General features: G+C 48.5%; 12 protein-coding genes and 1 tRNA gene. 4 read left to right on the forward strand and 9 right to left on the reverse strand.

Features of this window, described 5'->3' with window-relative positions:
* Positions 1-35 precede the first annotated feature (35 nt).
* From rpoB to rplK, 5 genes are all read right to left on the reverse strand, one after another.
* The gene (rpoB, locus tag D0Y50_RS17415) at positions 36-4,064 is read right to left on the reverse strand and encodes a DNA-directed RNA polymerase subunit beta (RefSeq protein WP_108566855.1); all 4,029 of its coding nucleotides are present in this window, start codon (positions 4,062-4,064) and stop codon (positions 36-38) included.
* A 281-nt stretch (positions 4,065-4,345) separates the two neighbouring features.
* Positions 4,346-4,723, reverse strand: coding sequence for a 50S ribosomal protein L7/L12 (gene rplL / locus D0Y50_RS17420; protein ID WP_108566833.1), 378 nt, complete (start codon positions 4,721-4,723; stop codon positions 4,346-4,348).
* 57 nt (positions 4,724-4,780) lie between these two features.
* Positions 4,781-5,299: a 50S ribosomal protein L10 gene (gene rplJ, locus D0Y50_RS17425; protein WP_108566832.1), complete on the reverse strand. Its 519-nt coding sequence runs from the start codon at positions 5,297-5,299 to the stop codon at positions 4,781-4,783.
* A gap of 305 nt (positions 5,300-5,604) precedes the next feature.
* Entirely contained in the window at positions 5,605-6,300 is a 696-nt protein-coding gene (gene rplA, locus D0Y50_RS17430; RefSeq protein WP_108566831.1) for a 50S ribosomal protein L1, read from the reverse strand.
* A 4-nt stretch (positions 6,301-6,304) separates the two neighbouring features.
* Positions 6,305-6,733, reverse strand: a complete 429-nt coding sequence (rplK, locus tag D0Y50_RS17435) for a 50S ribosomal protein L11 (protein ID WP_108566830.1) — start codon at positions 6,731-6,733, stop codon at positions 6,305-6,307.
* Between the two features lie 688 nt (positions 6,734-7,421).
* Here rplK and D0Y50_RS17440 point away from each other — a divergent pair.
* Genes D0Y50_RS17440 through D0Y50_RS17455 form a run of 4 tightly spaced genes read left to right on the forward strand, consistent with a single transcriptional unit; the run spans position 7,422 to position 11,819 of the window.
* Entirely contained in the window at positions 7,422-8,237 is an 816-nt protein-coding gene (locus tag D0Y50_RS17440; protein ID WP_108566829.1) for a hypothetical protein, read from the forward strand.
* 10 nt (positions 8,238-8,247) lie between these two features.
* Complete coding sequence (locus D0Y50_RS17445) at positions 8,248-9,285, forward strand: extracellular solute-binding protein (protein WP_117318202.1); 1,038 nt, start codon at positions 8,248-8,250, stop codon at positions 9,283-9,285.
* Positions 9,282-10,793 (forward strand): ABC transporter permease, encoded by a 1,512-nt coding sequence (locus D0Y50_RS17450; protein ID WP_117318204.1) that lies wholly within the window; start codon positions 9,282-9,284, stop codon positions 10,791-10,793. Before D0Y50_RS17445 ends, D0Y50_RS17450 begins: the two co-directional genes overlap by 4 nt.
* Positions 10,794-10,802: 9 nt before the next feature.
* Complete coding sequence (locus tag D0Y50_RS17455; protein ID WP_108566826.1) at positions 10,803-11,819, forward strand: ABC transporter ATP-binding protein; 1,017 nt, start codon at positions 10,803-10,805, stop codon at positions 11,817-11,819.
* 63 nt (positions 11,820-11,882) lie between these two features.
* Here D0Y50_RS17455 and nusG read toward each other — a convergent pair whose 3' ends face one another.
* The 4 genes from nusG to D0Y50_RS17475 form a co-directional block, all read right to left on the reverse strand.
* Entirely contained in the window at positions 11,883-12,428 is a 546-nt protein-coding gene (gene nusG / locus D0Y50_RS17460) for a transcription termination/antitermination protein NusG (protein WP_108566825.1), read from the reverse strand.
* A gap of 3 nt (positions 12,429-12,431) precedes the next feature.
* Positions 12,432-12,809, reverse strand: coding sequence for a preprotein translocase subunit SecE (gene secE / locus D0Y50_RS17465; RefSeq protein WP_108566824.1), 378 nt, complete (start codon positions 12,807-12,809; stop codon positions 12,432-12,434).
* 59 nt (positions 12,810-12,868) lie between these two features.
* Positions 12,869-12,945 (reverse strand) — tRNA-Trp (locus D0Y50_RS17470).
* A gap of 309 nt (positions 12,946-13,254) precedes the next feature.
* Entirely contained in the window at positions 13,255-15,096 is a 1,842-nt protein-coding gene (locus D0Y50_RS17475; protein WP_117318206.1) for an ABC transporter ATP-binding protein, read from the reverse strand.
* Positions 15,097-15,098: the final 2 nt, after the last annotated feature.

A 15,098-nucleotide genomic window follows, 5' to 3' on the forward strand; every position in this document is an offset into this window, starting at 1 on the left:
TCGGGCCATCAAATCAAACTATGGCGTACGCCGTGTTACTTTTCTTCCAACTCGATGTTGATACCCAACGAGCGAATTTCTTTAAGTAATACGTTGAAGGATTCAGGCATGCCTGGCTCCATTCTGTGATCGCCATCAACGATATTTTTGTACATTTTCGTACGACCGTTAACGTCATCCGATTTCACTGTCAGCATTTCCTGAAGCGTATATGCTGCACCGTATGCTTCAAGCGCCCATACTTCCATCTCACCGAAGCGCTGTCCACCAAACTGAGCTTTACCACCCAGAGGCTGCTGCGTAACCAGACTGTAAGAGCCGGTAGAACGCGCATGCATCTTGTCATCAACAAGGTGGTTCAGTTTCAGCATGTACATGTAACCCACGGTTACCGGACGCTCAAACTCACGACCTGTGCGGCCATCGCTTAGTGTAATCTGTCCGCTTTCCGGGATATCAGCCAGTTTAAGCAGCGCTTTAATCTCATCTTCACGAGCACCGTCAAATACCGGTGTCGCTATTGGCAGACCTTTACGCAGATTCTGAGACAAACGTACCACTTCGTGATCGGTAAAGTTGTCAATATCAACTTCCTGATGGTTCTCACCCAGCGTGTAAACTTCCTTCAGGAATTCACGTAGCTTGGTAAGCTCCGCCTGCTCTTTGAGCATTCGGTCAATCTTCACACCAATACCATGAGCAGCCATGCCCATGTGAGTCTCAAGAATCTGACCAATGTTCATCCGCGACGGTACACCCAACGGGTTCAGTACGATATCAACCGGGTTACCAAACTCATCGTATGGCATATCTTCTACCGGCACGATGGTTGAGATAACACCCTTGTTACCGTGACGTCCTGCCATTTTGTCACCAGGCTGTATATGACGCTTAACAGCAAGGTACACTTTGACAATTTTCAGTACGCCTGGTGCAAGGTCATCACCTTGGGTAATCTTGCGACGTTTAACTTCAAATTTCTTATCAAAATCTTGTCTGATTTCTGCATACTGCTCAGCAATCTGATCCAGATCGTTCTGAACATCTTCGTCTTTCAACGTAATGTCGAACCATCTCTCGCGAGGTGTACTGTCCAGTTTAGCTTCTTCAACACCGGCTCTGATTAACGTGTTTCTCGCACGCGAGAACGTACCATCGGCCAGGATATTGAATTCATCCGACAGGTCTTTCTTAACCTGACGCAGCTGCATATCTTCGATTTCCAGTGCGCGTTTGTCTTTCTCAACGCCATCACGGGTAAACACCTGAACATCGATAACCGTTCCATGTACCGAGTTAGGTACACGCAAAGACGTATCTTTAACGTCAGACGCTTTTTCACCGAAAATTGCACGCAGTAGTTTTTCTTCTGGCGTAAGCTGGGTTTCACCTTTAGGGGTTACTTTACCCACTAAAATATCGCCGCCTTTTACTTCGGCACCGATATAAACAACGCCCGACTCATCCAGTTTACCAAGTGCCGCTTCACCAACATTAGGAATATCAGAAGAAATTTCTTCTGGACCCAATTTAGTATCACGTGCAATACAGCTTAGTTCCTGAATATGAATCGTTGTGAAACGGTCTTCTTCGGCTACCCGCTCTGAAATCAGAATCGAATCTTCGAAGTTATAACCATTCCACGGCATAAAGGCGATACGCATGTTTTGACCAAGCGCCAGCTCACCTAAATCTGTAGACGGACCATCAGCCAGTACATCACCTGCAACAATAGGGTCACCTACGTTACACGTGGGTTTCTGGTTGATACAGGTGTTCTGGTTAGACCGCGTGTACTTAGTCAGATTATAGATATCAATACCGGCTTCACCTGCCAGCATCTCATCTTCATCTACCTTAATTACAATGCGGCTTGCATCAACATAATCTACCGTACCGCCACGCTTAGCAACGACCGTAACACCAGAGTCAACAGCAATAGTACGTTCCATACCCGTGCCCACAAGCGGCTTATCCGCACGTAGCGTAGGTACCGCCTGACGTTGCATGTTGGCACCCATTAGGGCCCGGTTGGCATCATCGTGTTCCAGGAACGGGATAATGCTGGCTGCTACAGAAACAATCTGCTGCGGCGACACATCCATGTAGCTGATTTCAGCTTTAGGCATTAAAACAGTTTCACCACGGTGACGAGAAGGTATCAAGTCGTCAACCACTGCACCGTTTTCATCAAGCAGTATATTAGCCTGAGCGATTACATACTGACCTTCTTCAATCGCTGACAGATAATCTATCTCATCAGTAACAATGCCGTTCACTATGCGACGAAATGGTGTTTCAAGGAAACCAAAGTCGTTAGTGCGGGCAAAGCTCGCGAGTGAGTTAATCAGACCGATGTTTGGTCCTTCCGGCGTTTCGATTGGACATAACCGACCGTAGTGTGTTGGATGCACGTCACGTACTTCGAAACCAGCACGTTCACGTGTCAGACCGCCCGGACCTAATGCAGAAATACGACGCTTGTGCGTAACTTCTGATAGCGGGTTGTTTTGGTCCATGAACTGAGACAACTGTGAAGAACCGAAGAATTCTTTTACCGCCGCCGAGATAGGCTTAGCGTTAATCAAATCCTGCGGCATAATGCTATCAAGGTCGCCTAGACTCAGACGCTCTTTAACTGCACGTTCAACACGGACCAGACCTACACGGAACTGGTTCTCTGCCATTTCACCTACTGAACGGATACGACGGTTACCCAAGTGATCGATATCATCCACTTCATCTTTACCATCACGGATCAGAATCAGACGTTTCATTACGGAAACGATATCATCTTTATCTAGCGTACCTGAACCAACTAGCTCTTCGCGGCCTAAGCGGCGATTGAACTTCATACGGCCTACTGACGACAAATCATAACGGTCTTCAGAGAAGAACAAATTGTCGAATAAGGTTTCAGCTGCATCTTTTGTTGGTGGCTCACCAGGGCGCATCATGCGATAAATTTCAACTAACGCTTCAAGGCGATTGGTTGAACCATCGATACGCAGGGTGTCAGAAATATAGGAACCATGATCAAGATCATTGATGTACAAGGTTTCAAATTCTTTAATACCTGACTGGCTAAGGGCAGCCAGACTTTCCAGAGTTAGTTCATCATTAGCATTAGCAATGACTTCTCCGGTGTCTTCATTAACGTAAGTGCGCGCATATACCCGGCCAATCATATATTCTGCGGGTACTGCAAGCTCGTTAATGTCGGCTTTTTCCAATGCACGTGTATGACGCGCAGAGATACGACGTCCAGTTTCCACCAGAACGTTGCCTTCACCATCAAGAATATCAAACTGAGCCGTTTCACCACGCAGGCGATCTGGCACGACTTCCATCATCAGTTTGTCTTTTTCAATCCGCACCTGAACTTTGTCAAAGAAAGTCTCAAGAATTTCTTCAGTCGACATTTCCAGTGCACGCAAAATGATCGTTGCAGGCAGCTTGCGGCGACGGTCTATACGAACGAACAGGTTATCCTTAGGATCGAACTCAAAATCTAACCAGGAACCACGGTAAGGAATAACGCGGGCGTTATACAATACCTTGCCTGATGAGTGAGTCTTTCCTTTATCGTGATCAAAGAATACACCAGGTGAACGGTGCAACTGAGAAACGATAACCCGTTCAGTACCATTGATTACGAAGGTTCCGTTATCTGTCATCAACGGAATTTCGCCCATGTACACTTCTTGTTCTTTGATATCTTTTACGGTACCTGGGGCGGCTTCTTTATCAAACAATACTAAACGTAGTTTTACTCTTAACGGAGCAGAAAAAGTGACGCCGCGAATTTGACATTCTTTTACATCAAAAACCGGTTCTCCCAGGCGATAGCTTACAAATTGAAGCTCCGAATTACCTGAGTAACTTTTAATTGGAAATACTGAACGAAATGCTGCTTCCAAACCGTATTGAGCATCTGGATCTGTCTCAATAAACTTTTTGAAAGAATCTAGCTGAATTGAAAGAAGGTATGGAATTTCCAATACCTGTGGGCGTTTGCCAAAATCCTTACGGATACGTTTCTTTTCGCTATAAGAGTAAACCATGGGTTCCTCAGCCTGCTGATTTTTGACCCAACCTGCTGTCTGATACAAACCAGACAACAAACTTCCAAAACCCTTTTTCCGGGTAATCTCACCAGCATACAACAAAATTTAACCTATTATTAGTTAACTTGTTGGTTTAGTGCTTCTTATCTGATGAGCCGGGTGCGCATTACGGGTGACATTAAAGGGTTAAAAACTGTCTACCCTACAGCGCAAAAAGGCTGGTGGTCTAAAAAACCACCAGCCTAGCCGTTTAAGGCAGGTAAACTGACTAGGTCAGATTACTTAACTTCAACTTCAGCGCCAGCTTCAGTAAGTTCTTTTTTCAGTGCTTCAGCGTCGTCTTTGCTTACGCCTTCTTTGATAGCTTTAGGAGCTGATTCAACCAGTTCCTTCGCTTCTTTCAGGCCAAGACCAGTTGCTGCACGAACTGCTTTGATTACCGCAACTTTGTTCGCACCGAATGAAGTCATTACAACGTCAAATTCAGTTTGTTCTTCTACAGCAGCAGCTTCGCCACCAGCAGCAGGACCAGCTACAGCAACAGCTGCAGATGCGTCAACACCGAATTTTTCTTCAGCTGCTTCGATTAGCTCAACCAGTTCCATAACTGGCATTTCAGCAATCGCGTTCAAGATATCTTCTTTGGTTAGAGCCATTTCTCTAAACTCCTGGGTTTTAATAAGTTAAAAAAATCAATATGCCAAAAACGAAAATTATTTTTCGTCTTTGATCGCCGCCAATACACGCACAAACTTGGTAGGAACTTCGTTGATAGTGCGAACGAATTTGCCAACCGGTGCTTTGAAGGTTGCAAGTAGTTTTGCAAGCGCTTCGTCGCGGGTAGGTAGTGACGCTACTGCATCCAGTTTTTCTGGACCAAGCAGACCACTGCCGAGAGAAAGAGCGGTAACTTTCAGCTTATCGTTTGACTTAGCGTAGTCTTTAAAAAGACGCGCCGCACCGCCAGGTGCTTCCATAGAAAAGCCATAGATAAGAGGACCAGTTAACGCGCTGTCCATGTCTGAAAATTTGCTATCTGCTAATGCGCGTTTTGCCAGAGTATTACGTACTACCTTCAGGTATACGCCTTGCTCACGGGCTTTCACACGCAGTTCAGTCAGATCACCAACTTCCATACCGCGGTATTCAGCGACGGCAACGGATAGAGCTTGAGATGCAACTTCGGATACCTCTGCTACGATCTCTTTTTTTGCTGCTAAACCTAGTGCCACTGAGTTCACCTCTTTGTATCTGACGTACTAATCTCTTGATTAGCTGCGTCAGGGTTCACAGATTGATATCGCCGACAATTGTCGTTGATACCGCTCTACGGTGTTTGTTTTCCCAGAGAGTCTGAGTCAAACCACCGTCTGCGCAGGCTGACGGATTAAGCTAAGCATTAATGCGAGAGGTCTCTTACTTCTTTCGCTGCTTCGCGCCTGCGGTCTAGGACGGGAGCCGTTACTTAACAGTAACCGCTCCAACCCAAAACCTTAAGAGAACCAACCGATGCCATCATCAGTCGGTGTAAAGCGTCTTACTGACCTACGCTAGCTTTGTCGACTGCGACACCGGCACCCATTGTGGTGCTCAGGCTAACTTTCTGGATGTAGGCGCCTTTGGCAGAAGAAGGTTTAGCTTTCTTCAGGGCTTCCAGTAGTGCTTCTAAGTTTTCTTTAATGTGATCAGCTTCAAACGCGATCTTACCAATGCTTGCATGGATGATACCGTTTTTATCATTGCGGTAACGAACCTGACCAGCTTTAGCATTTTTAACCGCAGTAGCAACGTCTGGCGTTACAGTACCGGTTTTCGGGTTAGGCATCAGGCCACGTGGACCAAGAATCTGACCTAATTGACCAACTACGCGCATGGCGTCTGGGCTGGCTACAACTACGTCAAAGTTCATTTCGCCTTTTTTAACCTGCTCAGCAAGGTCTTCCATACCAACAATGTCAGCACCCGCTTCTTTAGCGGCTTCAGCGTTTGCACCTTGAGTAAATACTGCTACACGAACATCTTTACCTGTACCGTTTGGCAGTACAGTTGCACCACGCACGTTTTGGTCAGATTTCTTCGCATCAATACCCAGGTTTACTGCTACGTCAACGCTTTCTGCAAACTTGGCAGTAGCCAGTTCTTTTAGCAGAGCAACCGCTTCAGCGATTTCATATTCTTTTGTAGCGTCAACTTTGTCGCGAATAATACGCGCACGTTTTGTTAATTTAGCCATCCGATTAGTCCTCTACGTTCAAGCCCATTGAGCGAGCAGAACCCGCGATAGTACGAACAGCTGCATCTAGGTCAGCTGCAGTCAGATCCGGCTCTTTAGTCTTGGCAATTTCTTCCAATTGAGCGCGGTTAACTGTACCCACTTTTTCAGTGTTAGGACGACCTGAACCGCTCTTGATTCCAGCGGCTTTTTTCAGCAGGAATGAAGCAGGAGGCGTTTTAGTCACGAATGTGAAAGAACGGTCTTCGTATACAGTAATTTCTACTGGTACCGGAGCGCCTTTCTCAAGACTTTCTGTTTTTGCGTTGAAAGCCTTACAGAATTCCATGATGTTTACACCATGCTGACCCAGGGCAGGACCAACTGGTGGACTTGGGTTAGCAGCGCCAGCTGCAACCTGTAGCTTAATTAAGCCTGTTACTTTCTTAGCCATTTTAATGCTCTCGTGTTTGGGTCTATCGCCTGGCAAATATCGAGAATATTTGCGTTATAGGCTCCCCGTTTCCGTTTAAAAGGGCGCGCATTATATAAGGTGATTAAAACCTATGCAAGCCCTATTGGCACATATTTTGTACTTCTTTACCTCAGACTTTGTCACCCATTGCTAACGACCAAAGCTCACCTTCCGGAGGCTTTTTAAGTCCTTGTTAGACCGGGATTTAACTTTCTGATGCACAAAAGTGAAAATCGTCTGCGGCGGCTTTGCCCATAAATCAGGAAGAAAAAATTTTTAGCGGTGGTTTTAAACAGCGGGTAAGTCACGCTTTTCCTTTCACTTATGCACTTTGCCCTGTTGCTTGATTTATTAAGTCCTGATTTTGGGAAAAATGCAGACCCTGGGGAGTGCTTGCTCGCAAAAGAGATATTCGCCCCCAGTTATGGGCAGTTGCTAAGAAGAGTACTACAGCAGGCCGTGGCGGATCCAGACCCGCGCGACTAAGTGACCGTGCTATCTTGCCCCTGTAGCCCCCCCAGTATCTCACAAATCGAGCCCTTGAGGCTAAGCCCGGCAATTAATTCGTACGTTAAGCGGTAAACAACCTATTGTGAACCATGAAGATGCCTTTACTATAGAAATGATAATAAGTATCATTTTCAAACCATAAAATACGGAATGCATCATGAGTTCTTACACATCTTATAAATCATTGTGCGCGGCGATCGCACTTGGTCTTTCGGTATCTACACTGTCATTTAACGCTCAGGCAAATGGTGAAATTACTGACCAGGTTAATCATCTTAAAGATCACCTGGGTGAATACAGTGAAGAAGTTACCTGGCTGAATGATAAATATGACGCGCTGGTGACCCGCTATGAAACAGATGGTGCCAAAGCTGTTGATACTCAGAAACTTCTTGATTACTGGGAAGAAGTTAATTTTCATTCTGCTATCGAAACCCAGTACATCCCGCTATATGCCACTATCTGGCAAAATATTTATGGTATAAAAACCAGCATCGAAAATGGGGACGACGCGCAACAGGTCCGTCAACATCAGCAGGCGCTTACTCAGACATTCTGGCAAGCGCTGGGCGCCGTCAAACTGGCTGCCCATTATCAGGATAAAGGGGTCATCGACAAGGTGAAAACCACCGATACAGCCCCGACTACCGGGCCGGCGGTAATTACAGATATCGAAAAACGCTTGGATAAAGTGGTGGCCAAATACGCTGAGCAGCTAAAAGAAGTCGCCACTACCATGGTGCACGATACCTATATGGAACGCTTTGAAGGTATTGAAGGCGCCCTTATAGAACAGGATGCGTCGCTGGTCGAGGCATTGGAAAAAGATTTTAACGTTACCCTTCCCCAGGCTATCGAGAATGGTAAGAGCGTGGACGAGGTTCGCGGTATTATAGATGACATGAAACAAAAGCTTGGTAAAGCACAAACACTGCTGGAAAAAGCTGAACAAAACCGCAAAGACGTGTTTTAAGGAACAGGATATGCTACGTAGAACATTTCTTCAGTCTGTCGCCGCTGCAGGTGCGTTGGCGGTGATGCCGATGGGTATTCGCTCAAGCTTTGCCGCTCAGGCAGGGGCAGTCTCGGTTAAAGACCTGCCTGCGCTTGAAGGCGACCTGACGCTCTATCTGGGTCGTGGCGAAGGCGGATTGTATGAAAAAGTTCTCGAAGCTATCCGGCAACGAAACCCGAAGCTGAATCTGCAAATCAGACGGGGGGCCACCGCCGCCCTGGCCAATACGATTGTAGCTGAATCTCAGGCCGGCGTACGCCGCGCAGATTTGTTCTGGGCGGTGGATACCGGCTCTATCGGCATGATCACCGATGCCGGCTTGGCGCAACCACTGCCTGATGACCTCAGTGAGCAGCTTAAACCCGGGTTCAGATACCCACGCTGGTCGCCGGTTACGGGCCGGATTCGGACCTTACCTTATAATACTCAGCGGCTCACGGCGGAGCAGGTGCCTGATGATATTATGGCACTGGCAGACAGTGATTTGTCCATTGGCTGGGCCCCTGCCTATGCATCTTTTCAGTCATTTTTAACCGCCATGCGTATTCTTGAGGGTGAAAAAGCCACCTTGTCCTGGCTCAAAGGCGTCAGCAGACATGCCAAAAGCTATGCCGGGGAATTAGGTGTGGTAATGGCTGTGGAACGCGGTGAAGTCGATGTGGGCTTTGCTAACCATTATTACACCTTACGGCTAAAAGCCGGCAAACCTGACGCTAATGTGGATTTGGCATATACCAAATCCGATGCCGGCTGTCTGGTGAACGCCTCCGGAATCCTGGCTCTAAGCGAAGGCGATCTTCCGGTTAACTTTATGCGCTATCTGTTGTCCGCCGAAGTCCAGGCGTATCTTTCTTCTGAAGCGTACGAGATCCCACTGGTAAATGGTGTAAAGGCGCCGCAGGGCTTACCTGATCTTGCATCACTGACCCCGCCAGATCTGGACCTGAGAAAATTAGCGGACCTGCGCCCGACATTGAACCTGATGCGAGAAGCAGGCGTTTTGTGAGACCAATCCCAAAATCTTATCCAATTGCGTTTCTGATAGCCTTTCTGGCAGTACTGCCGCTATCTGTACTTTTCACCCTGGCCCAGGACACCTCCGCATTATTCGATACGCATAACCTCAGGGTACTGGGCAATACGATGGCGCTCGTGGCACTGACTATTGTGGGGGCAGTGCTACTGGGTGTGCCGCTGGCACTGTTGACCACCTATGTAAAAATGCCTTTTCAGCGTTTCTGGCTGGTTTTTTTGGCCGCCCCCCTGGCGATGCCCTCTTATATCGGGGCGTTTACCTTGTATTTTGCCATGGGACCCGGCGGTGAAATAGAAAGCCTGCTTGGCATCCCTACCCCCGCCATCGGAGGGTTGTGGGGCACTGCTGTTGTGATGTCGCTCTACACCTATCCGTTTGTAATGCTAACCACCCGTGCATCTCTGCTAAGCCTGGACGGCAGCCTGGTGAATGCCGCCCGAACGCTGGGGATGTCCTTACCCGCAGCATTAATGAAAGTGGTCATGCCCCGGATATTGCGCGCCATTGGCGCCGGTGCCCTACTGGCAGCCCTGTATGCGTTGTCTGATTTTGGCACCCCGGCCATTTTGCGGTTAGACACCTTTACCCGGGTGATTTTTGTCGAATACAACGCCTTTGGTCTGAGCCAGGCGGCCATGCTCTCTATTCAGCTGCTGGTAATTGTCGGGTTCGTGCTGTTTATCGAGTCCACCATCAAAGGCAGTACAGAACGCCCTGGCAGACAATTATGGCTCTGGCCTAAGCCCTGGCAGCGTAATCTTATGCTGATTGCCAGTCTCCCTATTGTGGTGATGGCCATTGTTTTACCCCTGGCGATATTCACGGTATGGCTGGTGCGCGAAGGCGCTGGAGACTTTGATATCAGTTATGCCCTAAATTCGGCCTATGCTTCATTACTGGCCGCCCTGGCGGCGGTTATCCTTGCGGTGCCGGTGGCGCATGCCGCCATTAGTGGCCGGGCCGGAAGATTGATGGAACGCATCACTTATTTTGGATTTGGCGTGCCTGGCATCGTGATGGGGACAGCCCTGGTCTATGTAGGTCTTAAGTTACCGTTTTTATATCAGACCCTGGCGCTGCTTGTTATCGCCTACGTATTGCGTTTTTTACCCTTGGCGGTAGGCTCGGTAAGAACCACAGCAGAACGCCTGGACCCTTCATTAGTCAAAGCCGCCCGTTTACTTGGAGCCTCTCCCCGGGAAGCTTTCCGTCGTATTACATTACCATTAACCTATCGAGGCATGGTCGCGGGCGCCGCGCTGGTCTTTTTAGAAGTAATGCGCGAACTGCCGGCCACACTGATGCTCGGTCCGACCGGGTTTGAAACACTGGCCACCTATATGTGGCGGGTGTATGAAGCGGGCTATTTTGGAATGGCCGCTATTCCAGGGCTATTGCTGGTCTTTTTATCGGGTATCGGTTTAACTATTATGCTCACCGGCGAAGGTGGCAATAAATTCAAACTCAACGAGGAGTAGCCTGGTCGTATGCTCACAGTCTCTGATTTATCCGTAAAATACGGAGAAACACCGGTCGTCAATCATCTTGACCTTACCCTGGACAGTGATGAAATCCTGATGCTGGTAGGCCCCACAGGCTGTGGTAAAACCACCATTTTGCATGCGCTGGCCGGCTTAATTCCGATTTCTACCGGGGAGATTTCTCTGGGTAAATGGCAGGCAACGCCTAAAAAGCTTATTCCGCCGGAAAAGCGCAATGTCGGTATGGTGTTTCAGGATTTTGCGCTCTTTCCCCACTTGACCGTGGAACAAAATGTTTGTTTTAAACTGAAAAACACCACCTTGGCTGATCACTGGCTAAAACTGCTGGGGTTGGATAAGTTCAGAAATGCCAGACCCGAGCGGTTATCGGGTGGTCAGAAGCAACGTGTCGCCCTGGCCCGAACGCTGGCCCACGACCCTGACTTCGTACTGCTGGATGAACCTTTATCTAATTTAGATGCGGCGCTAAAAGACAGTCTTCGCTGGGAGATTCGCGAAGCATTGAAAGCGGCCAGGGTGCCGGCTATCTGGGTGACCCACGATCAGGATGAAGCCCTGTCTATAGGCGACCGTGTGGGCGTTTTAAACAAAGGGGTACTGGCACAGCTCGATACCCCGGAAAATTGCTTCTCGAAGCCCTCCAGCCGTTTTGTGGCTAATTTTCTGGGGGACGCCAGCTTTGTTCCGGGTCGGTTCGACCAACAGCTAGTAAGAACCTGTATTGGCGCGGCGCCGGGGATCCCCATCGACACCGCCTCTGGCGAGGTAGATTTGCTGCTACGGCCGGATGATATCAATATTCGCCATAATGACTATGAAGGCAACGGCTGTGTCGAATGGGTGCGTTTTGAAGGGGGCTCGCGGTTGTGCGCGGTCTCTCTGGATGAGCATGAAAACACCCAGGTTAAGGTTCGGGTTTCCCATGAAAACATGTTCCGTCCCGGCGACCGTGTGCAACTGGCCGTTGACTCCACCCATGCGCTGGCCGCTTTCGCGCGCTAACCACCAGACAAAAAAAACGCTGCCAACTGGCAGCGTTTTTTGTAATACATTTGAGCCTGGTACTTACCCTTTTTCGACCTGACCAAACTCAAGATCAACCGGGGTTGAACGACCAAATATCAGTACTGATACTTTCACGCGGCTCTTTTCGTAGTCGACTTCTTCTACCACACCATTGAAGTCGGCAAAAGGACCATCGGTAACCCGAACCACTTCGCCTGGCTCGAACAATGTTTTTGGTTTTGGCTTGTCTACAGACTCTTCCAAACGATCCAAAATTGCATCTGCTTCACGCTGAGTGATGGGCATGGGACGATCAGAAGTACCGCCGATAAAGCCAAGTACACGAGGCACGCTTTTAACCAGATGCCATGAATCTTCATTCATTTCCATCTCAACCAATACATAGCCAGGATAGAATTTGCGCTCTGATTTACGTTTTTGACCCGCACGCATTTCCACAACTTCTTCGGTAGGAACGAGTACCTGACCAAAATATTGCTCCATTTCGTGCATCTTGATGTATTCAAGCAGGGTCTTTTTCACCCGTGATTCGTACTGTGAATAAGCTTGTACTACGTACCATCTTTTCTTTGCTTCTTCAGACATACGTTATGCTCCTATTCCAGTAATAAATCCGACTACACGAACGATAATGCCATCCAGACCCCATAGGATCAGTGCCATTACCAACGTTGCAACCATCACAATAAGGGTGGTTTGATTGGTTTCCTGACGCGTAGGCCAGACTACCTTGCGTACTTCCATTCGTGACTCTTTAGCGAACGTGATGAAAGCACTGCCTTTTTCAGTTGTCGATGCAATAAAGCCAGCGACCACTACAATCACTACCGCAGCGATTGCACGGTACAGTACGGAAATTTCACCGTACATGTAATTTGCGGTAATCACGCCCACCAATAAGGCAAACACGACAAGCCATTTTAGCATGTCCAGAGGGTTGGACGAATTTTCCGTTTTTTCGCTCATGTTACGATCCTAGCAATACTGCGTTGTTTCTCTGTGTCACATGCACAGAACAATCAATCTGGCAGGGGTGGAGGGACTCGAACCCCCAACCATCGGTTTTGGAGACCGCTGTTCTACCAATTCGAACTACACCCCTTTAGTACCGACTAATACGGCATTTAACTAACATTATCCTTGTGAATTTAGCGTCTTATCTTAAGGAAAGTGCGGATTCGCAAGGAGGGATGCGCATTATACTTAACATCCGTCCAGATACAAGGCTTTTATAGTACGTCTTTAAAGCGATGCCGGGCCATACCCGCTAGCTGCAAATCTTTGGCGCGGGGCCACCACATCGCGACCTGTAACGCCACCGGTGGCGCAGCGCCGTAAGCCTCGCCTACCCTAACGTTTACCCATTACTCAAAGACGCCAAATGGCGGCTGAGAACAGCCGCCTGCCAGCGCTATTCAACCCCGATAAAACCGCCGGTCTGATGTGCCCACAACTTGGCGTAAATGCCGTTTCGGGCTACCAGCTCGCTATGGGTACCGGATTCTACCACCTGGCCCTTATCCAGCACCAGTAAGCGGTCCATCTGCGCGATAGTAGACAACCGATGGGCAATTGCCAGTACCGTTTTATCCTGCATCACTGAGTTGAGACACTCCTGAATAGCGGCTTCCACCTCGGAATCCAATGCTGATGTGGCTTCATCCAAGATTAAAATGGGCGCATCTTTTAACAAGACCCGGGCAATAGCAATACGCTGGCGTTGCCCACCAGACAATTTAACGCCCCGCTCGCCTACATGGGCGTCATAACCCGTGCGCCCCACGTTATCAGTCAGACTAAGAATAAATTCATGGGCTTCAGCCTGTTTGGCTGCCGCAATCACTTCTTCTTCACTGGCATCAGTGCGCCCGTAAAGGATGTTATCGCGCACTGACCGATGCATTAGCGAGGTATCCTGCGTGACCATGCTAATCAACGCTCGCAGACTTTCCTGAGGAACCTCATGGATGGCCTTGCCGTCAATCCGGATAGCGCCATGCTGGGTATCATAAAAGCGCATCAACAGATTTACCATGGTGGACTTGCCCGCCCCGGAGCGCCCGACCAAACCGACTTTTTCTCCTGCGCGAATATGAATGGTTAAATCGTTAAATACTTCGATAGGTAGATTGTTCGCTCCCATATAGCCAAACCGAACCTTATCGAATTCAATCTCGCCGCCCGTTACCTCCAGATCCTTGGCATTAGGTTGGTCTTTTACCTCTACCGGGCGCGCTAAGGTATTGATGCCATCCTGCACCGTGCCTAAGTTTTCAAACAGCCCCGAGACTTCCCACATAATCCAGTGTGACATGCCGTTTAAGCGTAAACACAAGCTGACCGCAATGGCGATATCGCCCGGCGTGACCAACTCATGCAACCATAGATAAATCGATAACGCGCCAATAGCAAAAATTAAAATGGCATTGGCCATTTCCACACAGGTTTCTAAAACGGTAACCAAACGCATTTGTGGATAAACCGTATGCAGAAACCCATCCATACTTTGGCGGGCGTAGTCTGCTTCACGGCGACTATGTGAAAATAGTTTTACTGTAGTGATATTGGTATAGCTGTCTACTATACGCCCCGTCATAACTGAACGCGCATCAGCCTGGCGTTGAGAAACGGTTTTAAGTTTAGGCACCAGTTTGCGCAAAATAGCAACATAAACAAAAAACCATACCACCAGCGGTACGGCCAAGCGCCAGTCAGTGGCAAATACCAATACCAGCATCGAAATGAAATACACACTGATATACACCAGCAAATCGAGTACTTTCATGACGGTTTCGCGCACTGACAGCGCGGTTTGCATGACTTTAGTGGCTACCCGGCCAGCAAATTCATTGTGAAAAAAGCTTAGACTCTGTCCCAGCAGGTAACGGTGCGCCTGCCAGCGTATACGCATGGGGTAGTTACCCATAAGCGATTGCCGATTGAATAACGAACGCAGCAAGATAGCGCCGGGGATCAGCACGACAACGGTAAGCCCCATCCCCACCAGCGTCCATTTTTCGTTCGCCAGAAAGGTGGCTCTGTCATGTTCGGAAAACCAGTCGACCATTTGGCCCAGAAAACCAAATAGCATGACTTCCAGCACGGCGACCACCGCACTTAGAAATGACACCACGGCGATAATCTTCCACATACCCTGGCTATAATAACGACAAAATGCGACCAGCCCTTTAGGAGGCTGACCGGGCGGTGTATCGGGAAACGGCTGCGTCAGCCGCTCAAAAAATGAAAACATAC

The organism is Salinimonas sediminis (genome assembly GCF_003429285.1).
Taxonomy (GTDB): domain Bacteria; phylum Pseudomonadota; class Gammaproteobacteria; order Enterobacterales; family Alteromonadaceae; genus Alteromonas; species Alteromonas indica.

Coding starts and splice junctions, on each gene's coding strand:
- rpoB (WP_108566855.1), bottom strand. CDS start 4,064: ATGGTTTACTCTTATAGCGAAAAGAAACGTATCCGTAAGGATTTTGGC.
- rplL (WP_108566833.1), bottom strand. CDS start 4,723: ATGGCTCTAACCAAAGAAGATATCTTGAACGCGATTGCTGAAATGCCA.
- rplA (WP_108566831.1), bottom strand. CDS start 6,300: ATGGCTAAATTAACAAAACGTGCGCGTATTATTCGCGACAAAGTTGAC.
- rplK (WP_108566830.1), bottom strand. CDS start 6,733: ATGGCTAAGAAAGTAACAGGCTTAATTAAGCTACAGGTTGCAGCTGGC.
- D0Y50_RS17440 (WP_108566829.1), top strand. CDS start 7,422: ATGAGTTCTTACACATCTTATAAATCATTGTGCGCGGCGATCGCACTT.
- D0Y50_RS17445 (WP_117318202.1), top strand. CDS start 8,248: ATGCTACGTAGAACATTTCTTCAGTCTGTCGCCGCTGCAGGTGCGTTG.
- D0Y50_RS17455 (WP_108566826.1), top strand. CDS start 10,803: ATGCTCACAGTCTCTGATTTATCCGTAAAATACGGAGAAACACCGGTC.
- nusG (WP_108566825.1), bottom strand. CDS start 12,428: ATGTCTGAAGAAGCAAAGAAAAGATGGTACGTAGTACAAGCTTATTCA.
- secE (WP_108566824.1), bottom strand. CDS start 12,809: ATGAGCGAAAAAACGGAAAATTCGTCCAACCCTCTGGACATGCTAAAA.
- D0Y50_RS17475 (WP_117318206.1), bottom strand. CDS start 15,096: ATGTTTTCATTTTTTGAGCGGCTGACGCAGCCGTTTCCCGATACACCG.